This is a genomic window from Streptomyces sp. NPDC031474, from assembly GCF_055581185.1.
The window spans coordinates 34,174-59,187 of record NZ_JBVIJX010000031.1 but is presented as its reverse complement, the minus strand read 5'-3'; the positions used below and the strand labels follow the sequence as shown (position 1 = coordinate 59,187).

The following is a 25,014-nucleotide window of genomic DNA, read 5'->3' as shown; positions in this document are numbered from 1 at the left end:
CCTCCTGTGGGGGTCGGCCCGGACGGTTGTGGGGACCGCGCCGGGCCGGAAGGCTGGTTGGCGGGCGCCCACTCTTCCGAACGACACAGGGAGCACACAAGGTCGCCTTCGGGACGCGCACAGGGTGAGCACGGCGCGCCCTTCGCGCCTTCACCACCCCGGCGCCACAGAAGGGCCAACAGGAGGCTTGAGGATTCGCACTGCAAATGCTACGTGCGAGTAATCATGTGCGGACGGGCGAGGTCTGGGCCTGACCGGATTTCATCTCCGGTGCGGCCGGCCCGGATGAGGGCCTCTCCGCCGCGGGCTTCTCCGCCGCGGGCGTCCCCGGCGCGGGCGGCGCGGGCAGCGGCTGCTGGGCCCGTTCCAGGAACCGCAGCAACTCCACCGGGAACGGCAGTACCAGCGTCGAGTTCTTCTCGGCGGCCACCGCCACCACCGTCTGCAGCAGTCTCAGTTGGAGGGCGGCCGGCTGCTCGGACATCTCCTTGGCGGCCTCGGCGAGCTTCTTCGACGCCTGGAGTTCGGCGTCGGCGTTGATGACCCGGGCCCGTCGCTCACGGTCGGCCTCGGCCTGCCGGGCCATGGACCGCTTCATCGTCTCGGGCAGGGAGACGTCCTTGATCTCGACCCGGTCGATGGTCACGCCCCACTCCACCGCCGGGCTGTCGATCATCAACTCCAGTCCCTGGTTGAGCTTTTCGCGGTCGGCGAGCAGATCGTCCAGCTCGCTCTTGCCGATGATGGACCGAAGGGAGGTCTGGGCCATCTGGGAGACCGCGAAGCGGTAGTCCTCCACCCGTACGACCGCCTCGGCCGGCGAGGTCACCTTGAAGTAGACGACGGCGTCCACCCGCACGGTGACGTTGTCCCGGGTGATGCCCTCCTGCCCCGGCACCGGCATCGTGACGATCTGCATGTTGACCTTCCGGAGCCGGTCGACGCCCGGAACGATCAGGGTGAGCCCGGGGCCGCGCACCTCGGGCCGGAGCTTCCCGAGCCGGAAGACCACGCCCCGCTCGTACTGCTTGACGACTCGCGCCGCCGCCATCACGTACACCGCTCCGGCGGACACGAGCGCGACTCCCGCCGCCACCAGTTCCTCGACCATGCCGGCCCCCAAGGGTCCGCAGCACTCGGTGCAGCACTCTGCGCAGCACTGCGCATCACTGCCTGTACTCCGACGGTAACTCCGCCCAACGGACAAGAGCGAGCCCCCGCACGCCGGTTGCGTACGGGGGCTCGCCCCTCAATCGCGAAGCTCGTGGAACTCGGGGGACTCGCCGGCCGGGACCGTCAGCCGACGCTCACGCCGTAGTAGCTCAGCGCCTCGGTGACCGGCTGGAAGAAGGTCGTACCACCGGAGCTGCAGTTGCCGCTGCCGCCGGAGGTCAGACCGTAGGCCACGCTGCCCGCGTACAGCGGGCCGCCGCTGTCGCCGCCCTCGGCGCAGACCGTGGTCTGGATCATGCCGTAGACGACGTCGCCGCCGCCGTAGTTGACGGTGGCGTTCAGGGCGGTGACCCGGCCGCTGTGGGTGCCCGTCGTGGAACCGCGGCGGTAGACCGTGGTGCCGACGCTCGGGGTGGCCGCGCTGGAGATCGTCTGGCTGCCGACCGAGCTCGGGTGGGCCACCGACGAGTTGGTGTATCGCACCAGGGCGAAGTCGTTGGTCGGGAAGCTGTAGCTGACGTTCGTGCCCAGCGTCGAGCTCTGGCCCGAGTTGGAGTACCAGGTGGAGGCGACCTCACCGCAGTGGCCGGCGGTCAGGAAGTAGTAGGTGCTCCCGCTGTGCACGTTGAAGCCGAGCGAGCAGCGGTAGCCGCCGCCGTAGATGGCGTCGCCGCCGGTGATCAGCTTCTTGAACTGGCCCGGCGTGTGCTTGATCGTGAGCGCGCCGGCGTTGCTGCCCGCCTGCTCCTTGATCTTCGCGATCTCGGCCTGCGACACCGTACTGTCGACGGTGACCACGAGCCGGTCGGTCTTGCTGTCGACGGCCCAGGCGGTGCCCGGGACGTCCGCGTTGAGCACCGAGGTGCTCGCGCTCTTGAGCTGCGCGGTGCTGAAGGTGGCGGTGTCGGCCGCGTTCGCGTTGGGGATCGCGATGGCGGCCGCGGCCACGAGTCCGGTCGCTACGGCGGTCAGCCGGATCCGTCTCGAGATGCCGCTCGTGGGGGTGGTGGGGGTGGTGCGCTTGATCCTCACGTTTCGTTCCCTCCCAGGGGAAGTCGGGGGCCCGTCGTGTGGGGTCGGGGCCCGTGAGGCGCAGTCAGGACCGACGTTCGTCCGAATTCCGGACACGCCGTGACCCTGACAAGCGCTGAGGGGGAGTATTCGGCCGAACGGCCGGTCGGCGCAAGGGCGCCTTTCGGCCGTCAGATCTTGAACGAGCGGCGTGAGTCGAGTCCACTCGCCGCCCTCCCGCAGGCCTCTTACAGCCCCTCTTGCCCCAGCTCAGACCGGGTTGCGCTCTCCTGCCTCGACCACCACGTCACAGGTGTTCCCCGGCGACGCGGCGGCACAGCCCAATGCGACGGCAAGGCGCACGGAGGCAGTACAGGAGGTTGATCGCCCACCCTCGTGCATCCGGCCGCGTCGGGTGCGCCGGGGCGCGCGACGCCGGATGTCCGGAAGTCAACCGTCCGGATAGCTCTCCGGGTGGGACCGGCGCCGGGACGATCTCGGGCAGCGGCCCGACCTCATGGCGCTCCTCCCACGTACTGGTGGGCGGGCCGGGTCAGCCCCAGGTGCTCGCGGAGCGTACTGCCCGGATAGAAGGTGCGGAACAGGCCACGGTGTTGCAGCAGCCCCACCGTGCCGTTGACCAGACGCTCCAGGTCGCGGCGCGGTTCGACGGGGGTGAGGTGGAAGCCGTCGACGGTGCCGTCCTGGTGCCAGGAGGCGATCAGGTCGGCGAGGTCGACCGGGCCGCCGCGGTAGAGCGGGCCCTGCGCGGTCGGCCGGGGGCCGCCTCCGCCGTGGCCGGGTTCGGCGGCGTGCTCGCCGTCGCCGAGGTCGATCAGCAGGCTCGCCAGGACCCGCAGGGAGTTCGGGTCACGCCCGAACCCGGCCGCGTCGGACCGCAGTTGGTCGCGGACCGCCCGGGCCTGCGCGGAGCTCGTCGCGCGCACGAGGGCCACGTCGGCGTGGCGGGCGGCGGTGGACCGCGCGTGTCCCTCGGTGGCGTCGATGACGCGCACGGGGTGTCCCCGCGAAGGTCTGGGCACGCTGGAGGAGGGACCCCGCACCGAGAACGTCGAGGCGGTGAAGCCGACCTGGGGCGGCTTGTCGCGGTCGATGAGACGGCCGGTCGGCACCTCCCCTGTCTCGGCGTCGTCCTCCCAGCTGCCCCACGACTTCGCGACCGCGTCGGCGACTTCACCGGCCTGAGTCGTCGACACGTCGATCCGCCAGCCGGCCCGGCCCCGGCTGACCCGGTCGAGGGTGGCGATGGTCGCCTGGACGTCGAAGGGCTCGGTGGGGGTGGTGGTGAGCGTGGGCACCAGTCCGACCCGGTGCGTGGCGGGCGCCACCTGGGCGAGGACGGCCGACGCGTGCGGGCCGGGCCGGGCGAAGCTGTCGTCCAGCGTCACGAAGTCGAGCCCGCCGCGCTCGGCGAGCCGCGCCAGCTCGACGTGGGGGCCGATGTCGTGCACCCCGGGCAGGTCGACCGCGGCGGCCAGGTGCAGCAGGCCCCGGCCGCGCGATGAGGTCGACGATGAGGTCATGGGAGAACCCTTTCTGTGACGCTTGTGTGGGGCGCTTCGAAACGAACCTGAGCCGACCGAACGGGGCCGGTTCACCCGACGGCGTCGGCGCCCAGGTCCCGCAGGAACACCAGGACGGCCCGTGCGGTGGCGTCGTTCTGCCGGAACGCCGGACCGCCCGTGCGCGGCCGGGTGAAGGCTCCCGGCGTACGACCGTCGGTGTGCGGCCCGAGCGCGAAACGCCGTGGGTGCGGCCGGCCCGCCCGGTCCAGGACCCGCCCGTCGGCACGGTCCACCCGCAGCAGCCCGTCCGCGGTCTCGGCGGCGCCGTCGGTGTGCAGGGCGCGCAGCAGCGGGTCGAGGGCGCGCCTGAGCGTCGGCTCGGGCAGCCGGGCCTCCACCAGCGCCCGCGCCTCGACCGAGAAACCGGGCACGGTCGCCCCGGACGCCCGGAACACCCCGTCCTCGGCGCGTACGGCCATGTCGGCGCCGACGAACTTCAGCACCCCTGCCCGGGACAGCGCGAGCAGCTGCCGCAGCCGGGGTCCGGGCGGCCCGGAGGCGAGGTAGCTGAAGAACCCGTGCCACCAGGACCCGATGTCGCCGAGCCGGACCAGTTGCCCGTAGACGGACAACAACCCGAGGAACACGGCCAGGTCGGGGCTGTACCCGGCATCGTGACGGCGAGCGAGGTCACCCTCGACGTATCCGCGCAGCCCCTCCTGGAACTCCTCGAAGGTCCCGTACGTCACCGCCTCCAACGGCCGGTCGAGCGCGGCCAGGTCGAGCCGGTCCCGCGGATCGGGCACGGCGGACGCCACCAGCGCCTGGCGCTCGGCCCCCTCGGACGCGGCCGCGTACTTCTCCTCGAAGTCGGTCCAGGCCATCGCGGTCCGCTCGGTGTGCACGGTGAACAGCCGGTGGTAGTGGGCGAAGCCCAGCTCCTTCTCCACCAGCGGCCACACGTCCCGCCGGAAGTCGAACCCGCCGGGCCGCGCGAGCAGCCCGTCGATCTCGGCGGGCCCCAGGAACCGGGGCAGCGGCGGCCGCTCCCCCGTCCAGTCGTAGCCGATCTTCGAGTGGTACGGCACTCCGCGCCGCGAGCCGGCATACAGCACCGGCTCCCGCCCCGACGGCACGTATGTGTCCCCCTCGTAGCGTCCGCCGCGTCCCTCGGTGAGCAGCACCATCAGGTCGACGAAGGCGAGCCCGAAGCCGCGCACCAGGACGGGTTCGCCCGGCCGGAGTGCGGACAGGTCGCTGTCGGCGGTGAAGTCGGGCGGGAGATGGACGAGATCGTGCTCGCGTGCGTATGCCGCCAACGCGCGCTGTTCCTCGTCGAGTTCGGCGTCGAGATGGCCGAGGGTGAGGACGACGAGGTCGGCGAGCAGGGGTCTGGGGCGGCCTTCCAGCCACACCTGCTGGCGTCCCTCGCGGGAGCCGCTCACCCGCAGGGCGCGCCGTGGGTGGTGATGGACGGCGACGGACGGGGGCAGGGCGGCGACGGCCTGTTCGTGCACCCAGCGCAGATAGGACCCCTGGATCTGCCGGTCGGCGAAGGTGCGCCCGTCGAGGCCGGCCCATTCGTGCAGCGTGGGTCCGGGCCGCACGGGCCCGGCCATCTCCACCGTCTCGTCGGTGAACATGGTGACGTCCTCGGCGTGCGAGTTCATCCACAGCAGCGGCGACTGGGCCGCCCGCCAGATCCGCCCGGCGCCCGGCGGATGCGGGTCGACGAGATGGATGTCGAGGCCCGAACCGGCGTGACCGGCATGACCGGCGTACAGCTCGGGCGCGTTGGCGGCGATCCGCTCGATGAGACCGGTCCCCCGCGGCCCGGCCCCGACGATCACGAGGGACCGCCGCGTCGGGTGAGTCGGGTGAATCGAGCGAGACGGGTGGGACGGATGAGTCAGGTCGGTCGGGTGAGTCACCGGGGGGCGGGTCGGGGGTACGGCAGGGGGCTCGGAAGGCATGCGAAGGCTCCGTGACACGGGTGGGCGCCTTCACCACACGGCAGGAGATACGGCCGAGCCCCTCAGCAGGGCCGTACAGCGAGAGTACGGGGGTGTTTCCCCTCACTGTCAAGGCTGTCCGAACTGTGAGCCATACGTCTCAGCTCAGTTGACGGGTAACCGGAGACCTGTTCCACTTGGCCCATGCATCCGCAGCAGTGGCTGGTCACCCGCTCCCACATCGACTTCGGTCGCGTGTGGTCCTGTTCCTGTTGAGCTGACCCACTGCGCGCCCGGTTGTCGGGCGCCTCTTCGCGTTCCCGCCTCGCCAGTTCCGCCTTCACCCACGCGCCACTCCCGCCTCACCCTCCCCTCATCCTCGTGCCACCACAGCCCGACGCCGGGGCGCGGCCCGCGTCCCGATCACCCGATCCATCAACGCCCCCAGCACATCCCGCACGGACCCCCGCTCCCGCGCGTCGCACTCCAGCACGGGAACGTCCGCTCCGAGCCCCAACGCCTCCCGCACCTCCTCCAGTTCGAACCGTTCGGCGCCGTCGAAGCGGTTCACCGCGAGGACGAACGGCGCGTCATGGGCCTCGAAGTAGTCGAGCGCGGGGAAACACTCCTCGATGCGCCGGGTGTCCGCGAGGACGACCGTTCCCAGCGCGCCCTCCACCAGGTCGTCCCACAGGAACGAGAAGCGGTCCTGGCCCGGCGTCCCGAACAGATACAGCGCGATGGTCGGATCGAGTCTGATCCGCCCGAAGTCCAGCGCGACGGTGGTCGTCGTCTTGGACTCCACGCCCTCGAGCGAGTCGACCCCCACCGACACCTGGGTCATCGCCGCTTCCGTGTCGAGCGGCTCGATCTCGGAGACGGCCCCGATGAAGGTGGTCTTGCCGACCCCGAGGCCCCCGCTCACCACGATCTTCACGGCGAGCGGAACGGTCTTGTCAGAGCGCCCGGGCATGGTCCCTGGTCCTTTCGAGCGTCCGCGTCCTTGGCGGGAGATACGTCCCGGGAGTGCTCACCGCTCACCGTGACGGCGTCCGCGACGGACGATGAGCACCCGCACACGGGACGTGACGCCACGTCAGCACGAGCAGTCACAGGCGCAGCACTCACAGCATTCGCACGCGTCACAGCAGCCGCAGTCGCAGTCGCAGCCGTCGCGGCACCATCCGTCGTGCTTCTTCCGCGACCACGGTCCCTCGAACTCGTCGGCGCAGCACACCTTGCACGTGCAGCACAGGCCGAGCGCGACCGCGCATCCGGCCCAGAATCCCCGCTTGTCGGGACGCGGCGGCTCACCGCCGAAGGGGTTGCCGTGGGGATGGCCGTAGGGGTTGCCGGGGGCGTTCGGATCCGCCGGTCCCTGGGGGGCGTACGGGCCGGTGGGCGGTCCGAAGGCTCCCTGCGGGCCGTGCGCGTGCCCGCAGGAGGAGGTGCCGAACGCCCGGTCCACCGACCGTCCCAGCTCGTGCGCGAGCAGCAGATGCGCCAGCCTGCCGTCGGTGAACTCCACATCGCGCAGGGCGAGCCGGATGCCGTGCAGGGCGTCGTCGGCGAGCCGGCGGGCCTCGGGGAGCGGGGTGGCCGTGGCCGTCAGCGGGTTCCAGGCGCCGGCCGCCGCATCCGCTGTCCGGTCCTCGACGGCGTCCAGCAGATGCGCCAGCCGTCCGAAGAGGCGGCCGGCCTCGGCGAGCGGCGCGGCGTTGCCCGGCCGGCCCGCCAGCACCGCGGTGTGCGCGAACGCGGCGGCGGTGGCGGTCTCGGTGGGCTCGGTGACCGCCAGCAGCGAGGTGCCCGGCCCGGCGAGCGCCTCGATGCCGACCTGCCGGTCCACCGCGTCGACGAGGACGGCGGTGTCGAACCCCACGGCGGCCCCGCCGCGTTCCCCGGCCCGCCCCCAGCTCGCGGCGACCCGGCGCGCGGCGACGGCGACCGGCCGACGCGCCAGCAGCCCGTCCCCGTCGGCGACGTGGTCGCGCACCTTGGCCGAGGCGAGCACCAGCGAGACGGCGGCCGCGAGCCGGGCGCCCTCACCCTGCGCGACGGACGCGGTGCGCATCCCGCGCAGCGGACACGGTCCCGCCGTCCGCCGCCACCCACCGTCGGTGACCCGCTCGGCCTGAGCCTCCGTCAGAACCGATATGAGCAGACCGTCGTAGTTGGTGACCACCCGCGCGAACTGTCCGTGGTCGCCGCGCAGTGCGAGACAGAGCCCGCACAGGTGCGCCATCCACTGGGTCTTGAGGCTCTCTCCGAGCCGGTGACTGCACGGCCTGACAATTCCGAACACGACAACCCCCGTCATCTTTGGGACATTGAGCTGCCGCATGCTATCGGCATGCTATCGACCGATTGTCACGTCGGATCGGGGGCACTCGGTTCACCCGGACGCACCGTGCGTCACCCATCCGCCACGAAGAATCATATTTCACTCACAGTCAGCAGCCGTATGCGGTAGGACCCTTGGGAGACGCGGGCTCTCGACGGATTCGCTGTGCACCAGTACCGTCACAAACCCCCCGCGCGGCGTCTATCCACTTGGCGCGACATCCGCATCATGGACGACCATGGGGAATGCGGAAAGCAGAAAGACCGCTGTGAGAGGAGGCGTCCATGGGATCGGTGCGCAAGGCGAGTGCCTGGCTTGGCCTCGTCGACGACAACGATGACGAGCGTTACTACGACGACGACTATTCCGAGGGGACCGACTCCGGGGACGCCTGGGTCACCGACCCCCGTGTGAAGGTGGCCACGGACACGGCCGAGGAGAAGGGCCGCCGGATCGGCACCGTCACCCCGGACAGTTTCCGGGACGCGCGGGCGATCGGGGAGCTGTTCCGCGAGGGTGTGCCGGTCATCATGAACCTCACGGCCATGGAGCCCGGCGACGCCAAGCGTGTCGTCGACTTCGCGGCCGGGCTGATCTTCGGCCTGCGGGGTTCGATCGAGCGGGTCTCCACCCGCGTGTTCCTGCTGACCCCGTCCAACACGGAGATCGTGAACGGCGATCCGGCCGGGCACCGGACGGACGGCTTCTTCAACCAGAGCTGAGGCAGGGCCGCTCACCGGCCCTGCCCCGGCCCCTGGGGTCGGGTCAGCGGAAGGCGTCGAGTCCGGTGAGCGCCTTGCCCAGCACGAGCTGGTGCATCTCGACGGTGCCCTCGTAGGTGAGCACCGACTCGAGGTTGGTGGCGTGCCGCATGACGGGGTATTCGAGCGAGATCCCGTTGGCGCCGAGGATGGTACGGGCGGTCCGGCAGATCTCGATCGCCTCCCGTACGTTGTTGAGCTTGCCGAAGCTGACCTGCTCGGGACGCAGGCGGCCTGCGTCCATGCGCCGCCCCAGATGATGGGCGAGCAGAATCCCCTTGTGCAGCTCGACCGCCATGTCGGCGAGCTTGGCCTGGGTGAGCTGGAACCCCCCGATGGGCCGCCCGAACTGCTCCCGGGTCTTCGCGTACTCGACGGCGGTCTCGAAACACGACCGCGCCGCACCCATCGCGCCCCAGACGATCCCGTAGCGCGCGTGGGACAGACAGCTGAGCGGGCCGCGCAGCCCGGTGACCTCCGGCAGGACGGCGTCGGCGGGCAGCCGTACGTCGTCGAGGACGAGTTCGCTGGTCACACTGGCCCGCAGGGACCACTTGTGCTTGATCTCGGGGGCGGAGAACCCGGGGGTGTCGGTGGGCACGACGAACCCGCGGATGCCTTCCTCCGTCTGCGCCCACACGACGGCGACGCCGGCGACGGACCCGTTGGTGATCCACATCTTGCGCCCGCTGAGCACCCAGTCCCCGCCCTCGCGCTTGGCGTACGTCCGCATGGCGGCGGGGTCGGACCCGTGGTCGGGTTCGGTGAGCCCGAAGCACCCGATGACCTCGCCGGCGGCCATACGGGGCAGCCACTGCTGCTTCTGCGCCTCGGAGCCGAACCGGTGGACGGCGTACATGGCGAGGGATCCCTGCACGGACACGAGGGACCGGATGCCGGAGTCGGCGGCTTCGAGTTCGAGACAGGCGAGGCCGTACTGCACGGCGCCGGCGCCGGCGCATCCGTACCCCTTCAGCGACATCCCGAGCGCGCCGATCCCCCCGAGCTCGCGTGCGAGCTCCCTGATGACCGGCAGCTCCCCGTGCTCGTACCACTCGGCGACATACGGCAGCACCCGGTCCGCCGCCCAGCGCCGCACGGTGTCACGGACCGCGAGATCCTCCGGCTCCAGCAGATCGTCGATCCCGAGCGGGTCGGCGGGGTCGAAGGGCGGCAACGTCGAGGACGCGGACATGAGAAAGCCTCCGAAAAACTAGCACCGCTAGTCACACCATCCCCCGAGACGTTACGACCCAGTCCCCCACAAGTCCACCCCACCGCACACCCACCAGAACACCGGCCCACCGCCGCCACCGACAGCGCTTGTCCGAGGGGCACGGGCGGCGCGTGGGCGGGAGGTCTACACCGAGACGCGGGACTCCGCGACTTCCCTGGGCTTGGGCAGCTCCACCGCAGGGACCTCGCACTGCATGACCCGCGGCAACCGCAACGCCATCGCAGCCCCCAGCAACAACAACCCCGCACTCACCAACAACGTGACATGCAGCCCGTGCACAAAGCTGTCCCTCGCGACCCGCCGCAGCGCGACCCCGGCCGGCCCGCCCAACTGCCCGGCGACCTCATACGCCTCGCCCAGCGAATGCCCGGCCGCCGCCGACGCGGAAGCCGGCACCCCGGGCACGGACGCCAACCCGGGCGAATACGCCGCGTTCATCACGCTTCCGAGCAGCGCGATCCCGATCCCCGCCCCCAACTGGTACGACGTCTCCCCGATCGCCGCCGCGCCGCCCGCCTGCTCCGACGGAGCCTCGCTCAGCATCGACTCGTACGCCGCGAACAACGTCGTCTCCAGCCCGAAGCCCAGCAGCACGAACCCGGCCAGCAGCAGCCCCGCGTTGTCCGACCCGCCCATCGCGGTGAGCGTCAGCACCGCGACCGCGGTGAGCGCGAACCCCCCGCACACCATCCGCCGCGGCCCGAACTGCCGCAGCAGCCGCGCCCCGGCCAGCCCCGCCGCCATCGCGGCGAAGGTCAGCGGCAGCAGCCGTAGCCCCGTCTGAAGCGGGGACAGTCCCAGCACCAGTTGCAGGTACTGCGCCGCGATCAGCTCCAGCCCCACCAGCGCCAGCATCGCCAGCACGATGCACCCCACCGACGTAGTGAACGCCGGCCGCCCGAACATCCTCAGGTCCACCAGCGGATGGACGCGACGCCGCTGACGTCGTACGAACCACACGAGCAGCATCGTGCCCACCGCCAGCGGCAGCACGGTGAACGGGCCCACTTCGCCGGCGCCCAGCCGCTTCACGCCCAGGACGACGGCGAACAGCCCGGCAGCCGCCGTCAGCGCGCCGACGACGTCCCACGGGCCGTCCCCCGCGCCCCGCGACTCGGGCAGCAGCAGCCTCCCCACCGGCAGGCTGACCAGCATCAACGGGATGTTGACGAGGAAGACCGAGCCCCACCAGAAGTGTTCGAGCAGGAAGCCGCCGAGCAGCGGACCCACCGCCGCGCCCACCGCCGCCACCGCGCTCCAGATGCCTATCGCGAGCGCGCGCTCACGCCGGTCCGGGAACACCTGCCGCAGGATCGACAGCGTCGCCGGCATGATCATCGCGCCGCCCACGCCCAGCAGCGCCCGCGCCAGGATCAGCACCTGCGCGCTCCCGGCGAACGCCGCCAGCGCGGAGGCGACGCCGAACAGGGCGTACCCGAGCAGCAGGATCCTTCTGCGGCCGACCTTGTCGCCGAGCGTGCCGAAGAGGATCAGCAGCGAGGCGCAGACCAGCGGATACGTGTCGACGATCCAGAGCAGTTCGATGCCGTCGGGACGCAGGTCCTCGGTGACGGCGGGCACCGCCACGTGCAGCACGGTCGCGTCGACGGCGACCAGGAGCAGGCTGACGCACAGCACCACCAGGACGACCCAGCGATTGGCACCGGCCCCGGCCGCCCGCCGGCGCAGCGCAGCGGCGGCCGTGGTCGTCCCGGACATGTACGTACCTCCCAGGTGATCCCTCGGTCCGGCGGGCTCACGGGGTGGGGACTCCCCGCGACTCGGCCGGAGAGGAGCGGTGGTCTCCGGCCCGCGCAAACGAACACGAGTGGAACGCAGCGTACGCGAGTTCGCGCCACGGCCACGTGGCGGACCTCTCACCGTCCACGGCCAACCATGTGGCGTACGCCACTCTCCGCTCCCCTCTTCGCCCCCTTCTCCGCCCCCTTCTCCGCCCCCTTTCTGCTCCCTCTCCGCTCCCTCCCTGCTCCACTCCTCGCGCCGCTTTCCGCGCCGGCCCGCGCGCCCCGGCGGCCGCCGGCGGTCCCCGGCACCGGGCACGCCGTCGATAATCGAGCCCGTGACCGATCTTGCGACGCGCGTGACGCCCCCCGGCTCCGCGACCCTGCGCCGGGCGGCCCCCGCCCTCCTGGGGTACGCGGCCGTACGCGCCCTGGGTCTGCTGGCCCTCGTCGGGTGGAGCGCCGCCCGCGACAAGAACGCGTACACGCTGCTGACCGCCCGCTGGGACGCCCTCTGGTACACGAGGGTCGCCGAGCTGGGATACGGCTACGAGGTCCGCCTCCCGAACGGCGACGTGCACTCCAACCTCGCGTTCTTCCCGCTGCTGCCCTGGCTGGAAAGGCTTCTGCACGCGGTGACCCCGTTGTCGTACGCCGACGCCGGTTTCGTCGTGTCCCTGCTCGCCTCGCTCGCCGCGGCCGGGGGGATCTTCGCGGTCGCCGATCACGTGTACGGCCGCCGGGCCGGGGTGTGCGCGGTGCTGGTGTGGGCCGTCCTGCCCGTCGGGATCGTGCAGTCGATGGCGTACAGCGAGTCGCTCTTCACCGCGCTGGCCGCCTGGTCGCTGTACGCGGTACTCACCGGCCGCTGGGTGACCGCTGGAGCGCTCGCGTCGTTGTCCGGACTGACCCGCCCGGTGGGGCTCGCGGTGGTCGCGGCGGTATGGGTCTCGGCGGCGGTCTCGTTCGCGCGAACCCGCAGCACGGCGCTCGAACCGGGCGCGCACGCCGCCCGCCGCGCCCTCGGCATGCTGCTCGCCCCCCTCGGCGCCGCCGGGTACGTCCTGTGGGTCGGCCACCACACCGGAAAGGGCCCGCTCGGCTACCTCGACGTGCAGGCGGGCTGGCACAACGGCTTCGACGGCGGGTACGCCTTCGCCCGCTTCGTCGCCGACAAGTTCACGTCGTTCCCGTCGGCCCTCGCCGGTCTCGGACTGATCGTCGGCGTCACCCTGCTGCTGTGGCTGTACGTCGTCTGTGTAAGACAGGCTCAGCCGCTCCCGCTGCTGGTGTACTCGGGTGTCGTCCTCGCGCTCGCCCTGTGCGCGTCGAGCTACTTCGGCTCCAAGCCGCGCCTGCTGCTGCCCGCCTTCCCGCTGCTGTTGCCGCTCGCCCTGGCTCTCGCCCGGCTGCGGACGTCCAGGTCGGCGCTGGTGGTGGGGTGCGTCGCGGCGGCTTCGGCCGTGTACGGCGCGTGGTGGCTGAACGGCTCGGGCCCTCCGTAGGACTCGGGCCCTCCGTAAGAGAAGTAAGAGGACTCCTGCTTTTCGGTGAATCCTTTCGTGAGTTCCCTAAAGCCATCCCGTGGAATGATCAAAGGAATTACGGGGAACGACGACCGGGCGATTAGTGATTCCAGAGGAATTAACACCCCTTTGAGAGCAATCCCACATCACATCGTCATCACAAACCGACGGAATCGGCCGGGTCGCGAGCTCACTCGCTGTAACGTCGTTTAGGTGCGTACCGAACAAAACCTCACCCGTCTGGACCGGGTGTTCGCGAGGCTCGATCGTGAGCCGGAACGACCGGCCCACATCGATGTGCCGAAGATGAGCAGGCACCGGGTCGCCCTGCTCGTCGCGACCCTGGCGTTCTATCTGGCGATCGTGTGGCTCGTGGTGATCACCTCGTGGCTGGTCCGCCTCGACTGGCAGGTCATGTTCTTCCGGCCGTACCAGCAGTGGCCGGAGATCCACGCGTTCCTCGACTACTACGTGGTCCTGGGCCAGCGCGGCCCGACCGCCGTCATGGTCGCCGCCTGGCTCGGCTGGAGATCCTGGCGTCAGCACACCCTGCGCCCGATGCTCACGCTGGGCGCCTCGCTGCTGCTGCTGAACATCACCGTCGGCACCGCGAAACTCGGCATGGGGCGGCTCGGACCGCACTACGCGACCACCATCGGCTCGAACGAGATGGGCCTGGGCGGCGATATATTTCCCAGCGGCCACACCGCCAACGCCGTGGTGACCTGGGGAATCCTGGCGTATCTGGCCTCCACGCCGAGGGCTCGCCGCTGGCTGTCCGCCGCGTCCGCGGTGGTCTCGCTGGGCGTCGGCCTCACCACCGTCTACCTCGGTACGCACTGGCTGAGCGACGTGGTGCTGGGCTGGGCCGCGGGTCTGCTGGTCCTGCTGGCGCTGCCCTGGTGCGAGCCGCTGATCGCCCGCGCCGAGGTCTCGATCTTCGCCCTGCGCGATCGCCGACGTGCGCGCCGCGCGGGCACGCTCCCGGTCCCCCTTCCGGTTCCGGCGGCCCCCACCCCCGCCCCCGCCCCCGTCGCCGTGTCCGTGCCGCTCAAGCCGCGCACCACGGTCCCGGACGAGCCGCCCGCGGCGCACGAGCCGGTCGCTCCGGCGCGTTCGCCCCGCGCGCCGGTCTACCTGGCCCCCGGCCCGCACACGACCCGCTCGGAGCGCACCCCGGTCACGCCGGCCGGCAGCCGCCGCCCCCCGCACGCCGACCGTCTCCCGCGCGGCACGGCGGCCTCGGCGACGGCCACCCGCCCCCTGACGGGCGGCTGACCTCCGCGAACACCGCCCCACGCCACCCCACGACGGCGGAACCCCGGTACGCACAACCCGGTCCCCCATACGAAGGCCCCGGTTCCCAAGCCAGGAACCGGGGCCTTCGCCGTGTCTCTCTCAGCGCTTCGCCGTACCTCTCTCAGCCCTTCCAGGCGCGGGTCACGTGGCCGTCGCTCACCTCGAAGTTCAGCCGCCCGAAGCGGTACTCCATGGTGACGATCGTGCCGGGCGCCAGGGAACGCACCGTCGACCACCCCCGTTCACGCGCGAGCCGCTCGGCGCGTGCGGCCTCAAGGCCGACGTACCCGTCCGGATTGTCCTGGGGCTCCGCTGGCGGAGTGGGATTCGGTGCCATACCGCCACGCTAGGCCGCGAGCCGCGCTCCGGGAACCCCAAACCGGTGCCGTGGATCACTCCGGTCACACTTCTGTCACAGGATCACGACACGCGTTTCGACCGCCGGAACATGAGTTCCTGCGCGGCGGTCCCTCACACGTACGGGCGGTTCCCTAGGCCTTCCGCGTGTATTCGAACGCAATTCCCGCGTGTCGGGCTGCCGCCGCGAATATCCCGGAGGAAAGCGCGCGGAGAACTGTCTTCGGACCCCGTCGCATTTCGATTCCGGGCGGGTCCCGGAGCTGACTGCTCATAGGAAATACACGGCCTGCCCACACCGCCTCCGCACCCCGTCGCCGCCGCTCCGGACCCGCGCGCGGCGCGGCCGTAGAGCCGTAGTGGCCCCATCCGGTCGTCGAACCGGAGGGGGCCACCTGGTCCCGGCGGGGGAGGGTCAGAGCACGAGGCGCTGGCCGGGCACGATCAGGTCGGGGTCGCCGCCGACGACGGCCTGGTTGGCGGCGTAGACCCGCTGCCAGGTGAGCCCGTGCCGGGCCGCGATGGTGCTGAGGGTGTCGCCCTGGCGGACGGTGTAGTCGCCACGGGACGTACCGCGCGAGGTCTGGCTCGTCGAGCGCTCCGCCGCCGCCGAGGAACTCGGCGACTTTGACGAACCGGACTTCGAGGAGCCGGAGTAGGACTTCGAGGAACCCGACGACTTCGAGGAACCGGACCTGGAGGAGCTCGACTCGGCGGAACCCGACGTACCGGAGGACGAACCGTTGGACGGAGCGCTGCCGGACGCTCCGGCGCGCGCCGAACACGTCGGCCATGCGCCCCAGCCCTGTGCCTTCTGCACCTTGGCCGCGACGGAGATCTGCTGTGCCTTGCCGGCCTTGTCGGCGGTGGACGCGTAGGCGGTTCCGCCGTACGCGGCCCAGGTGGAGGCGGAGAACTGCAGCCCGCCGTAGTACCCGTTGCCGGTGTTGATGTGCCAGTTGCCGCCGCTCTCGCACTGGGCGATGCGGTCCCACACCCCGCTGTCGGCCGCCGCGGCGTTGCCGGTCGCGGACAGCAGTCCGAGGGGGGCGAGCAGGACCGCCCCTGCGAGGACCGCCGTCTTGAGCGACGACTTGCGGGTGTGGTTATCGGCACATTCGGACATGTAGATCCCTCTCTACGGACCCGGGCTTCCCCCTGACCGGAGCGCATCGGCCGCGCAAGGACGCGGTCGTCGCGCTCCGTCCCGTCCGCCGACGGTCGTGCTGCGCGTTGTCTGGCTCTGCGCGGCCGGCGGACGTACCCGAGCGGTGCTCGCTGCACACGGCGGAGCAATCTAGGGACCCTGACGACCCGTTATCAACCAACTCCCTGTTGTCCCAGGCCAGTTGGCAGTTACCGCAGGTAGCGGCCAATTCCGGCCACCTACTTCATTCGCTCATTTCGCGTTTTGTCGACCAGGTACTCGAACAAACTGTGAGTCAGTTCACCGGGCCAAGTTCCGTAACCTCCCCGTTACTTGACATGGAGTAATGGGGTCTGCACACAGTGTGACCACTCGTGCAAGATGGTTCGATTCCGTTCGCCGTGCAGCGTGACTCCCGCCACAGATCGCCCGTTGTCTCCTTCATGAGCCGGGGATCGACCCGGACCACGAGCCGGAGCCACCCGGCCTCGCCCACGCACCGCATCCGAGGGAGCCACCCGTGCCGCGCATGCTCGACGTCAGCGACGAGGTACGCGCCGAGATCGGCGACGAAGAAGCCGACCGGCTGCTCGCCGGAGACAACGCCCCGGGCAGTTACGACTGCACGTCCTGCCGCACCCCGGGCGACTCCGAGAACGAGCGCACCAGCACCGTCCTGTTCATCGGGGACGAGACCGCCGTCCTCGCCTTCGCCCACGCGACCTGCCTGCCCTCGCAGGTCGTCCAGGTCACTGAGGAGCAGCTCCAGGGCGCGGTCCGTTCCATCAGCGGCGACACCGTCGACCTGGACCCGGACAAGGTCGTACCCGAGCAGGCCGTGCTCGGCGTGACCAGCGGACTCGTCCTGATCGCCGGGGAGTTGCACCCCGCCCTGGTCGTCGAGCCGACCGCGCCCATCGTGCGGCCCGGCACGACCGGCGCCGGCGACGACTTCCTGCCCCTCCTCATCGAGCAGGGTTTCATGCCGCTGAGCGAGCTGACCGAGGTGCCGCCGGTGCAGCACGGCTGGTCCGTGCTGCTGGCGATGGGGCAGCTGCACGCCGTCCTCCAGCCCTCGTCGACCGGCGGGCAGCCGGTCGCCTGGTGGCAGGCGCACCAGCCGCTGCAGGTGACGGAGGGGTGGCGGGCCGCCGCCAACAAGCACCAGCAGGTGCTGATGTTCGCGGCGCCGGTCGGCTCGATCGGGCGCCAGCCCAGGGAGGACCTGCTGCGGGACGCGCTCGACAAGGCCGCGGCGAACGGGCAGTTGGTGGGAGCGGCTCTTCCTCTCGCCGGTACCTGAGTCCGCCCACGGGGCGAGGCCGGGCGAGGACCGGGCGGGGACTGCGGGCGCACGGCGGCTGAAAGGCCGTCCGAACCGCGGCCCCGCACCCCTTCGGGTGCACCGCACAACCGCATCTCTTCACGTCACGTGTCGTTTGGACATACGTGCACACCTACGACGTTCCCCGCCGCCCGTCCTACCAGTCGATCCCGTCCGCGCGACCGGCTCAGGACTCCCAGGGCGGCCCATCGGCCACGCCGATCTACGACGCTCTCTACTCCGAGTACGTCAAGACGTTCCGCTCGCTGCCGGGTGACCGCAGCGGCGAGGACGATCTGGGGTTCACCGCCTTCGGGAACATCCCGCACGGCACGGGCTCGTACGCGCCGCCCCGCCCGGGCTCGTTCAGCAGCTCGTACAGCGCCTACAGCGCGGGGGCGCAGAGCGCGCGGCACGGCATCGGGCAGCAGTCCCAGTGGCAGCGGGTCGGGCAGATCGGCCAGCAGCCCACGCCCACCGCGATGCACCACGTCCCGGCGGCACTCCCGCCGGCCCCGAGAAGGACCTTCTGACCCGGCCCTACCAGGGTCGGCCAGAGCCGTTCGAGGCCGTTGCGGGTCCGTGCGGTCCGGACGTGGCTGGAGGGCGGCACCCGTCGCGGGTGCCGCCCTCCAGTCATGTCACCGCTACTTCTTCTTGTTGCCGCCGCGCTTCTCGCGCACCCGCACCGAGATATGGATCGGCGTCCCCTCGAAGCCGAATTCCTCGCGCAGCCGGCGCTCGATGAAGCGCCGGTAGCCCGCCTCGATGAAGCCGGAGGCGAAGAGCACGAACCGCGGCGGCTTGGTGCCGGCCTGGGTGCCGAAGAGGATGCGCGGCTGCTTGCCGCCCCGGATCGGGTGCGGGTGGGCGGCGACCAGCTCGCCGAGGAAGGCGTTGAGCCGGCCCGTCGGGACGCGGGTCTCCCAACCGGCCAGAGCGGTCTCGATCGCCGGGACCAGCTTCTCCATGTGCCGCCCGGTGCGCGCCGAGACGTTCACCCGGGGCGCCCACGCCACCTGGCCGAACTCGGTCTCGATCTCGCGCTCCAGGTAGTAGCGGCGCTCCTCGTCGAGGGTGTCCCACTTGTTGTAGGCGATGACGATCGCGCGGCCCGCGTCGACGGCCATGGTGACGATCCGCTGGTCCTGGACCGAGATGGACTCGGAGCCGTCGATCAGGATGACCGCCACCTCGGCCTTCTCGACGGCGGCCGCGGTACGCAGCGAGGCATAGTAGTCGGCGCCCTGCTGGAGGTGGACGCGCTTGCGGATGCCCGCCGTGTCGACGAACTTCCAGATGACGCCGCCGAGTTCGATCAGCTCGTCGACCGGGTCCCGAGTGGTGCCCGCGATCTCGTTGACGACGACCCGCTCCTCGCCGGCCACCTTGTTCAGCAGCGAGGACTTGCCGACGTTCGGACGGCCGATGAGCGCGATGCGGCGCGGCCCGCCGACCGCGGCGCCGAAGCTCTGCTCGGGCGCCTCGGGCAGCGCCTCCAGGACGGCGTCCAGCATGTCGCCGGTGCCGCGGCCGTGCAGCGCGGACACGGGGTGCGGCTCGCCGAGACCCAGCGACCACAGGTAGGCCGCGTCGGCCTCGCCGCTCGGGCCGTCGACCTTGTTGGCGGCGAGCACGACGGGCTTGCCGGCCTTGCGCAGCAGCCGGACCACCGCCTCGTCGGTGTCGGTGGCGCCGACCTTGGCGTCCACGACGAAGACGACGGCGTCGGCCGCCTCGATCGCGTACTCGGCCTGTGCGGCCACGGAGGCGTCGATGCCGAGGACGTCCTGCTCCCAGCCGCCGGTGTCGACGACCTTGAAGCGACGGCCCGCCCACTCGGCCTCGTACGTGACCCGGTCACGGGTGACGCCCGGCTTGTCCTCGACGACCGCCTCGCGCCGCCCGATGATCCGGTTGACGAGGGTCGACTTGCCGACATTCGGGCGGCCGACGACGGCGAGGACCGGCAGCGGCCCGTGGCCGGCGGCCTCGATCGCCCCCTCGACGTCCTCCGGGTCGAAGCCCTCGATCGCGGCGAGCTCCATGAACTCCGCGTACTCGGCGTCGCCGAGCGCCCCGTGATCGTGCTCGAAGCCGTCCGAGCCGTCGGGCTGGGTGTGGTCGTTCATGAAGTCCGTACCTCGTCGTTCATTCGTGGTGATCGGTGGAGCACCCGTTTCGTTCGGGTTGATCCACTACTCGGTATTCAGTGTCGCTCAGCGCCCGGTGAGGCGCCTGGCGTTTTCCAGGTGGGCGGCCAGCTGCTTCTGGATGCGTTCGGTCGCCTCGTCCAGCGCCTTGCGGGTACGCCGTCCGCTGCCGTCGCCCGCGTCGAACGGGTCGCCGAAGACGACATCGACGCGGGAGCGCAGCGGGGGCAGCGCCTTTATCAACCGTCCGCGCCGCTCGGAACTTCCCAGCACGGCGACGGGCACGATCGGCGCGCCGCTGCGGACGGCGAAGTAGGCGAGCCCGGCGCGCAGGGCGGCGAAGTCGCCCTCGCCCCGGGTGCCCTCCGGGAAGATCCCGAGGACCCCGCCGTTCTCCAGCACACCCAGCGCGTGGGTGATCGCCGTGCGGTCGGTGGTGTCGCGGTCGACCTTGATCTGGCCGACGCGGGTCATGAACGGGCCGAGCGGGCCGACGAACGCTTCCTTCTTGACCAGGAAGTGCGACGCCCGGGGCGCCACGCCGATGACCATCGGGCCGTCGACCATGTGGGAGTGGTTGACCGCGAAGATCACCGGGCCGCTCGCGGGCACCTTCCAGGCGCCCAGCACGCGCGGCTTCCACAGCCCGTACATCAGGCCGACGCCGATCCGCCGCCCGATCTCGGCGCCCCTCTCGGTGGGCAGTTCGCTCACTTCGCGGCTCGCTTCTCCTCGACGAGGGTGACAACGCACTCGATGACCTGGGTGAGCGTCAGCTCGGTGGTGTCCACCTCGACGGCGTCGTCCGCCTTGGCGAGCGGGGAGGTCTTGCGGGAGGAGTCTGCCGCGTCCCGCCGGATCAGCGCCTCGCGGGTGCTGTGGACGTCCGCGCCCTTCAGCTCGCCGCTGCGGCGGGCGGCGCGGGCCTCCGGCGAGGCGGTGAGGAAGATCTTCAGGTCGGCGTCGGGCAACACGGTCGTACCGATGTCCCGGCCCTCGACGACTATCCCGCGCTCGGCGGAGGCCGCCAGCGAGCGCTGCAGCTCGGTGATCCGGGCCCGCACCTCCGGTACGGCGCTCACCGCGCTGACCTTGGCGGTGACGTCCTGGGTGCGGATGGGCGCGGCCACGTCCGTGCCGTCGACCGTGATGGTCGGGGCGGCCGGGTCGGTCCCGGAGACGATCTCGGGCTTGCCGGCGACGGCGGCGATCGCCGTGGGGTCCTCGATGTCGATCCCGTTGTTCACCATCCACCACGTGATGGCCCGGTACTGGGCGCCGGTGTCCAGGTAGCTCAGCCCGAGCCGGGCGGCCACGGCCTTGGACGTGCTCGACTTGCCCGTGCCGGAGGGACCGTCGATGGCGACAATCACGGGCTGGGCGGCGCCGTTTTCCACGGGTGGACACCTTCCTGGTGCGAGGCGGTGGAGGTACGGGGCGCGACTGTGCCCCGCACAAGGTTACCGGGCACTCGTCACTCGTCCGGCCGCCCCTGTTCAGCACGCGGGGGTCTGGGGGCGGCAGTCCCCGGCAGGGCCCACACCAACACCGGGTGCCTACTGCCGGATCGCCCAGCCCCTGTCCCGCAACGCCGCCGTGAGAACCGGCGCCGACCTCGGCTCGACCATCAGCTGCACCAGGCCCGCCTGCTGCCCGGTCGCGTGCTCGATACGTACGTCCTCGATGTTGACGCCCGCCTGCCCCGCGTCCGCGAAGATACGGGCCAGCTGCCCCGGCTGGTCGTCGATCAGCACCGCGACCACCTCGTACACCCGCGGAGCGGCCCCGTGCTTGCCGGGGACCCGGACCTGGCCCGCGTTGCCGCGGCGCAGGACGTCCTCGATGCCGCCGGCGCCCTCGCGGCGCTTGGCGTCGTCGGAGGACTGCAGGGCGCGCAGGGCCTGCACCGTCTCCTCCAGGTCGGCGGCGACGTCGGTGAGCAGATCGGCGACCGGCCCGGGGTTCGCGGACAGGATGTCGATCCACATCCCGGGTTCGGAGGCGGCGATCCGGGTGACGTCCCTGATGCCCTGCCCGCACAGCCGTACGGCGGCCTCCTCGGCGTGCTCCAGGCGCGCGGCGACCATGCTGGAGACCAGGTGGGGCATGTGGGAGACGAGGGCCACCGCGCGGTCGTGGGCGTCCGCGTCCATGACCACCGGCACGGCCCGGCAGTGCGAGACGAGCTCCAGGGCGAGGTTCAGCACCTCGGTGTCGGTGTCCCGGGTCGGGGTCAGCACCCAGGGCCGGCCCTCGAAGAGGTCGCCGGTCGCGGCCAGCGGCCCGGACTTCTCCCGCCCCGACATGGGGTGCGTGCCGATGTACGCCGACAGGTCGAGGCCGAGCGCCTCCAGCTCACGGCGCGGCCCGCCCTTGACGCTGGCCACGTCCAGGTAGCCGCGGGCCACCCCGCGGCGCATCGCGTCGGCGAGGACACCGGCGACATGGGCGGGCGGGGCGGCGACGATCGCGAGGTCGACCGGGCCCTCGGGTTCCTCGTCGGTGCCGGCGCCGAGCGCGGCGGCCGTACGGGCCTGCTCGGGGTCGTGGTCGGCGAGGTGGACGACGACGCCCCGCTGGGCGAGAGCCAGCGCGGCGGACGTGCCGATCAGCCCCGTACCGAGGACGAGCGCGGTCCTCACTGGGCGATGTCCTTGCGCAGGGCGCCCGCGGCGCCGAGGTAGACGTGGTGGATGTCGGCGCGCGGCCGGTCGGACTCGATGTGCGCGAGGATGCGGACGACCCGCGGCATGGCGCCCTCGATGTCGAGTTCCTGGGCGCAGATCAGCGGCACGTCGACGATGCCGAGCCCCCGGGCCGCGGCCGCCGGGAAGTCGCTGTGCAGGTCGGGTGTGGCCGTGAACCAGATGCTGATCAGGTCGTCGGCGCTGAGGGAGTTCCGCTCCAGGACGGCGGTGAGCAGGGCCGCGACCTGCTCGTCCATGTGCCCGGCCTCGTCGCGCTGAAGTTGGACGGCTCCCCGGACCGCTCGTACCGCCACGGCGCTGCTCCTCGCTGAAGTGCTGATGTACGGCTCTTGGCACGTCCAGCCTAGTCAGCCCACGCGGGACCGGTGCGCGTCGCCCGATCGCTGAGACACTCCGCAATGGAACGCGCGTTATGTGGCGCTCCCTCCCGGGTTGCTTCATCTTCGGCGCCTTCGGTGCCAGGATGCTGCTGCTCCGTTCGGAGCGACTCCCGCCGACCTCAACCCTCTGGCTCTTCCGCACCTTCGGAGTGACGACATGACTCTCCCCGCGACACGGCGCACGGTCCTCCTGGCGACGGGAGGCGCGACAGCGGCAGCAGCGCTCACGGCGGGCTGCGGTGACAGCGGCTCGTCGTCCTCGTCCGGAAGGCCGTCGGCCACCGCCGGCCAGGAACTGGCGAAGACGACCGACATCCCCGTGGGCGGCGGCAAGATCTTCGCGGACGAGAAGGTCGTCGTCACCCAGCCGACGAAGGACGACTTCAAGGCCTTCTCCGCGATCTGCACCCACATGGGCTGCACGGTGAGCACGGTCGCGGACGGCACCATCGACTGCCCGTGCCACGGCAGCAAATATCACATCGCCGACGGTTCGGTGGCCGGCGGTCCGGCGCCGAAGCCGCTGCCCACGGAGCAGATCACGGTCACGGGCGGCACGATCAAGCTGGCGTGATCACTGGTCCCAGAGGGCCCCGAGCGTCATCAGCTCCCCGTGGTACTCGATCCGGTCCGCCCACTCCGTCGGCCAGGCGTCGGCCCCGGCGTACGCGCCCGCGAAGGCGCCCGCCAGACAGGCGATGGAGTCGGAGTCCCCGGACGAGCAGGCGGCCCGGCGCAACGCGGTCACCGGTTCGTCGGGGAACAGCAGGAAGCACAGCAGGCCGGCGGCCATGGCCTCCTCGGCGATCCACCCCTCCCCCGCGACCAGGCACGGATCGGTCTCGGGTGACGGATCGCGCAGCGTCTGCTCAAGGCGCTCCAGCACGCCCAGGCAGTCGTCCCAGCCGCGCGCGATGAAGTGCTCAGGGGTCGGGTCCTGGCTGCGGGTCCACAGGTCGGCGAGCCAGCGGTGGTGGTAGTGGGAGCGGTTGTCGAGGGCGTAGGCGCGCAGCAGCCCGAGCAGGGCGGCCGGGTCGGCGCCGTGTGCGAGCAGCCGCACGGCGTGGGCGGTGAGGTCGGAGGCGGCGAGCGCGGTGGGGTGCCCGTGGGTGAGGGCGGACTGGAGCTGGGCGGCCCCGGCCCGCTGCTCGTCGCTGAGCCCGGGGGCGAGCCCGAGGGGGGCGACGCGCATGTTGGCGCCGCAGCCCTTGGAGCCGATCCGGCTGGCGTCCTGCCAGGGCATGCCGCTCTGCAGGAGACCGCACGCCTCCAGGCAGGTGCGTCCGGGCGCGCGGTTGTTGTCGGGCGAGCGGTACCAGTCGACGAACTCCTTCCGCAGCGGCTGCGCCAGGCCCTCGGGGGTGAGCAGCCCGCGGTCCATGGCCGCACGCAGTCCGCGGCCCAGCGCCAGCGTCATCTGGGTGTCGTCGGACACACGCGCGGGCTTGGGCAGGTCCAGCGAGCGCCAGGGCCCGTACCACTCCTGGATCTTCTGCACGCCGATGAACTCGGTCGGAAACCCGAGCGCGTCCCCCAGGGCGAGTCCCAGCAGGGACCCCGTGGCGCGCTTCCTGACGGTGGTGGAGGTGGTCATGCGGAACGTCCTTCCCGGGGCGGTCGCAGCAGGGGCGGATGGAGCGCGGTGGCGGTGCCCGCGCGGTAGAGGGCGGCGGGCTTGCCGCGTCCGCCGGTCAGACGTGCGGCGCCGGGCACGGCTTCGACGAAGCCCGGGGTGGCGAGCACCTTGCGCCGGAAGTTGGGCCGGTCGAGCCCGGTCCCCCACACCGTCTCGTAGACCTGCTGGAGCTCGCCGAGGGTGAACTCGGGCGGGCAGAAGGCGGTCGCGAGGCAGGTGTACTCGAACTTGGCGCCGACCCGGTCGTGGGCGTCGGCCAGGATCCGGTCGTGGTCGAAGGCGAGCGGTTCGACGGCGTCGTACGGCAGCCAGCGCGCCTGGGCCGCGTCGCCGCCGCCGGTCGGCTCGGGGGCGTCGGGCAGCAGGGCCGCGAAGGCGACGGAGACGACCCGCATCCGAGGGTCACGGTCGGGTTCGCTGTAGGTGCGCAGCTGCTCCAGGTGGAGCCCGGAGACGTCCTTCAGGCCGGTCTCCTCGGCGAGCTCGCGCCGGGCGGCCGTCTCCGCGGACTCGTCGGGCAGCACGAAGCCCCCGGGCAGCGCCCACCGGCCGGCGTACGGCTCCTGGCCGCGCTCGACGAGCAGGACGTGCAGGAGGCCTGCGCGCAGGGTCAGGACGGCGAGGTCGACGGTGACGGCGAAGGGCTCGTGGGCGTGCTTGTCGTAGCCCGGCATGACCAACACCCCCTTTTTAATAGTCAGCACGACTATAAAAAGAGGGTGCGGTCACGCACAAGCC

General features: G+C 71.5%; 23 protein-coding genes and 1 pseudogene. 7 read left to right on the top strand and 17 right to left on the bottom strand.

Annotation, left to right across the window (positions count from 1 at the left end; genetic code table 11):
• Positions 1-223: 223 nt before the first annotated feature.
• From ACZ5SK_RS43415 to ACZ5SK_RS43390, 6 genes are all read right to left on the bottom strand, one after another.
• Positions 224-1,111, bottom strand: a complete 888-nt coding sequence (locus tag ACZ5SK_RS43415) for a slipin family protein (RefSeq protein WP_334583506.1) — start codon at positions 1,109-1,111, stop codon at positions 224-226.
• 185 nt (positions 1,112-1,296) lie between these two features.
• Positions 1,297-2,205 carry a S1 family peptidase gene (locus ACZ5SK_RS43410; RefSeq protein ID WP_334583507.1) on the bottom strand — a complete coding sequence of 303 codons (909 nt, stop codon included), beginning with the start codon at positions 2,203-2,205 and terminating at the stop codon, positions 1,297-1,299.
• 494 nt (positions 2,206-2,699) lie between these two features.
• Positions 2,700-3,728 (bottom strand): LLM class flavin-dependent oxidoreductase, encoded by a 1,029-nt coding sequence (locus tag ACZ5SK_RS43405; RefSeq protein WP_361709269.1) that lies wholly within the window; start codon positions 3,726-3,728, stop codon positions 2,700-2,702.
• 71 nt (positions 3,729-3,799) lie between these two features.
• A complete protein-coding gene (locus ACZ5SK_RS43400; protein WP_334583508.1) occupies positions 3,800-5,560 on the bottom strand; it encodes an FAD/NAD(P)-binding protein in 1,761 nt (586 codons plus the stop codon).
• Positions 5,561-6,035: 475 nt separating this feature from the next.
• Positions 6,036-6,635: a GTP-binding protein gene (locus ACZ5SK_RS43395; RefSeq protein ID WP_334583509.1), complete on the bottom strand. Its 600-nt coding sequence runs from the start codon at positions 6,633-6,635 to the stop codon at positions 6,036-6,038.
• Positions 6,636-6,758: 123 nt separating this feature from the next.
• Positions 6,759-7,967 (bottom strand): DUF5685 family protein, encoded by a 1,209-nt coding sequence (locus tag ACZ5SK_RS43390; RefSeq protein WP_334583843.1) that lies wholly within the window; start codon positions 7,965-7,967, stop codon positions 6,759-6,761.
• A gap of 323 nt (positions 7,968-8,290) precedes the next feature.
• Here ACZ5SK_RS43390 and ACZ5SK_RS43385 point away from each other — a divergent pair, with 323 nt between their 5' ends.
• Complete coding sequence (locus ACZ5SK_RS43385; RefSeq protein WP_319335491.1) at positions 8,291-8,728, top strand: cell division protein SepF; 438 nt, start codon at positions 8,291-8,293, stop codon at positions 8,726-8,728.
• A 43-nt stretch (positions 8,729-8,771) separates the two neighbouring features.
• Here the strand turns inward: ACZ5SK_RS43385 and ACZ5SK_RS43380 are convergent, their stop codons facing one another.
• Together ACZ5SK_RS43380 and ACZ5SK_RS43375 are read right to left on the bottom strand one after the other, a co-directional pair.
• Positions 8,772-9,962, bottom strand: coding sequence for an acyl-CoA dehydrogenase family protein (locus tag ACZ5SK_RS43380; protein ID WP_457495725.1), 1,191 nt, complete (start codon positions 9,960-9,962; stop codon positions 8,772-8,774).
• Between the two features lie 165 nt (positions 9,963-10,127).
• Positions 10,128-11,723, bottom strand: a complete 1,596-nt coding sequence (locus ACZ5SK_RS43375; RefSeq protein ID WP_457495724.1) for an MFS transporter — start codon at positions 11,721-11,723, stop codon at positions 10,128-10,130.
• Positions 11,724-12,084: 361 nt separating this feature from the next.
• Here ACZ5SK_RS43375 and ACZ5SK_RS43370 point away from each other — a divergent pair, with 361 nt between their 5' ends.
• Both ACZ5SK_RS43370 and ACZ5SK_RS43365 read left to right on the top strand, forming a co-directional pair.
• Positions 12,085-13,251: a mannosyltransferase family protein gene (locus ACZ5SK_RS43370; protein ID WP_334583512.1), complete on the top strand. Its 1,167-nt coding sequence runs from the start codon at positions 12,085-12,087 to the stop codon at positions 13,249-13,251.
• A 234-nt stretch (positions 13,252-13,485) separates the two neighbouring features.
• Positions 13,486-14,550 carry a phosphatase PAP2 family protein gene (locus ACZ5SK_RS43365; RefSeq protein WP_468577705.1) on the top strand — a complete coding sequence of 355 codons (1,065 nt, stop codon included), beginning with the start codon at positions 13,486-13,488 and terminating at the stop codon, positions 14,548-14,550.
• 142 nt (positions 14,551-14,692) lie between these two features.
• Here the strand turns inward: ACZ5SK_RS43365 and ACZ5SK_RS43360 are convergent, their stop codons facing one another.
• Positions 14,693-14,908 carry an I78 family peptidase inhibitor gene (locus tag ACZ5SK_RS43360; RefSeq protein ID WP_099937628.1) on the bottom strand — a complete coding sequence of 72 codons (216 nt, stop codon included), beginning with the start codon at positions 14,906-14,908 and terminating at the stop codon, positions 14,693-14,695.
• Positions 14,909-15,343: 435 nt separating this feature from the next.
• Positions 15,344-16,054 carry a LysM peptidoglycan-binding domain-containing protein gene (locus ACZ5SK_RS43355; protein ID WP_334583514.1) on the bottom strand — a complete coding sequence of 237 codons (711 nt, stop codon included), beginning with the start codon at positions 16,052-16,054 and terminating at the stop codon, positions 15,344-15,346.
• Between the two features lie 541 nt (positions 16,055-16,595).
• Between ACZ5SK_RS43355 and ACZ5SK_RS43350 the strand changes: the two genes are divergently transcribed.
• Positions 16,596-17,378: a hypothetical protein gene (locus ACZ5SK_RS43350; RefSeq protein ID WP_334583515.1), complete on the top strand. Its 783-nt coding sequence runs from the start codon at positions 16,596-16,598 to the stop codon at positions 17,376-17,378.
• A gap of 146 nt (positions 17,379-17,524) precedes the next feature.
• Entirely contained in the window at positions 17,525-17,932 is a 408-nt protein-coding gene (locus ACZ5SK_RS43345; protein ID WP_334583516.1) for a hypothetical protein, read from the top strand.
• Between the two features lie 114 nt (positions 17,933-18,046).
• On the opposite strand, the gene der is transcribed toward ACZ5SK_RS43345, so the two are convergent.
• The 5 genes from der to aroH form a co-directional block, all read right to left on the bottom strand.
• On the bottom strand, positions 18,047-19,531 hold the full coding sequence (gene der / locus ACZ5SK_RS43340) for a ribosome biogenesis GTPase Der (RefSeq protein WP_334583517.1): 1,485 nt from the start codon (positions 19,529-19,531) through the stop codon (positions 18,047-18,049).
• A gap of 87 nt (positions 19,532-19,618) precedes the next feature.
• Complete coding sequence (locus tag ACZ5SK_RS43335) at positions 19,619-20,206, bottom strand: lysophospholipid acyltransferase family protein (RefSeq protein ID WP_443041413.1); 588 nt, start codon at positions 20,204-20,206, stop codon at positions 19,619-19,621.
• 56 nt (positions 20,207-20,262) lie between these two features.
• On the bottom strand, positions 20,263-20,949 hold the full coding sequence (gene cmk / locus ACZ5SK_RS43330; protein WP_334583519.1) for a (d)CMP kinase: 687 nt from the start codon (positions 20,947-20,949) through the stop codon (positions 20,263-20,265).
• A gap of 159 nt (positions 20,950-21,108) precedes the next feature.
• Positions 21,109-22,194: a prephenate dehydrogenase gene (locus tag ACZ5SK_RS43325; RefSeq protein WP_334583520.1), complete on the bottom strand. Its 1,086-nt coding sequence runs from the start codon at positions 22,192-22,194 to the stop codon at positions 21,109-21,111.
• Complete coding sequence (gene aroH, locus ACZ5SK_RS43320; protein WP_079663241.1) at positions 22,191-22,553, bottom strand: chorismate mutase; 363 nt, start codon at positions 22,551-22,553, stop codon at positions 22,191-22,193. Before aroH ends, ACZ5SK_RS43325 begins: the two co-directional genes overlap by 4 nt.
• A 110-nt stretch (positions 22,554-22,663) precedes the next feature.
• On the opposite strand from aroH, the pseudogene ACZ5SK_RS43315 reads away from it, so the two are divergent.
• Positions 22,664-22,801: pseudogene (locus ACZ5SK_RS43315) on the top strand (DUF6529 family protein); the annotation flags it as partial.
• Entirely contained in the window at positions 22,798-23,214 is a 417-nt protein-coding gene (locus ACZ5SK_RS43310; RefSeq protein WP_334583521.1) for a Rieske (2Fe-2S) protein, read from the top strand. The pseudogene ACZ5SK_RS43315 and the gene ACZ5SK_RS43310, both read left to right, overlap by 4 nt.
• Here ACZ5SK_RS43310 and ACZ5SK_RS43305 read toward each other — a convergent pair whose 3' ends face one another.
• Complete coding sequence (locus ACZ5SK_RS43305; RefSeq protein ID WP_334583522.1) at positions 23,215-24,234, bottom strand: ADP-ribosylglycohydrolase family protein; 1,020 nt, start codon at positions 24,232-24,234, stop codon at positions 23,215-23,217.
• Positions 24,231-24,950, bottom strand: coding sequence for an NUDIX hydrolase (locus ACZ5SK_RS43300; RefSeq protein ID WP_079665169.1), 720 nt, complete (start codon positions 24,948-24,950; stop codon positions 24,231-24,233). Before ACZ5SK_RS43300 ends, ACZ5SK_RS43305 begins: the two co-directional genes overlap by 4 nt.
• Positions 24,951-25,014: the final 64 nt, after the last annotated feature.

Coding starts and splice junctions, on each gene's coding strand:
- ACZ5SK_RS43335 (WP_443041413.1), bottom strand. CDS start 20,206: ATGTACGGGCTGTGGAAGCCGCGCGTGCTGGGCGCCTGGAAGGTGCCC.
- ACZ5SK_RS43380 (WP_457495725.1), bottom strand. CDS start 9,962: ATGTCCGCGTCCTCGACGTTGCCGCCCTTCGACCCCGCCGACCCGCTC.
- ACZ5SK_RS43395 (WP_334583509.1), bottom strand. CDS start 6,635: ATGCCCGGGCGCTCTGACAAGACCGTTCCGCTCGCCGTGAAGATCGTG.
- der (WP_334583517.1), bottom strand. CDS start 19,531: ATGAACGACCACACCCAGCCCGACGGCTCGGACGGCTTCGAGCACGAT.
- ACZ5SK_RS43305 (WP_334583522.1), bottom strand. CDS start 24,234: ATGACCACCTCCACCACCGTCAGGAAGCGCGCCACGGGGTCCCTGCTG.
- ACZ5SK_RS43385 (WP_319335491.1), top strand. CDS start 8,291: ATGGGATCGGTGCGCAAGGCGAGTGCCTGGCTTGGCCTCGTCGACGAC.
- ACZ5SK_RS43415 (WP_334583506.1), bottom strand. CDS start 1,111: ATGGTCGAGGAACTGGTGGCGGCGGGAGTCGCGCTCGTGTCCGCCGGA.
- ACZ5SK_RS43405 (WP_361709269.1), bottom strand. CDS start 3,728: ATGACCTCATCGTCGACCTCATCGCGCGGCCGGGGCCTGCTGCACCTG.
- ACZ5SK_RS43355 (WP_334583514.1), bottom strand. CDS start 16,054: ATGTCCGAATGTGCCGATAACCACACCCGCAAGTCGTCGCTCAAGACG.
- ACZ5SK_RS43360 (WP_099937628.1), bottom strand. CDS start 14,908: ATGGCACCGAATCCCACTCCGCCAGCGGAGCCCCAGGACAATCCGGAC.
- ACZ5SK_RS43300 (WP_079665169.1), bottom strand. CDS start 24,950: ATGCCGGGCTACGACAAGCACGCCCACGAGCCCTTCGCCGTCACCGTC.
- ACZ5SK_RS43310 (WP_334583521.1), top strand. CDS start 22,798: ATGACTCTCCCCGCGACACGGCGCACGGTCCTCCTGGCGACGGGAGGC.
- ACZ5SK_RS43375 (WP_457495724.1), bottom strand. CDS start 11,723: ATGTCCGGGACGACCACGGCCGCCGCTGCGCTGCGCCGGCGGGCGGCC.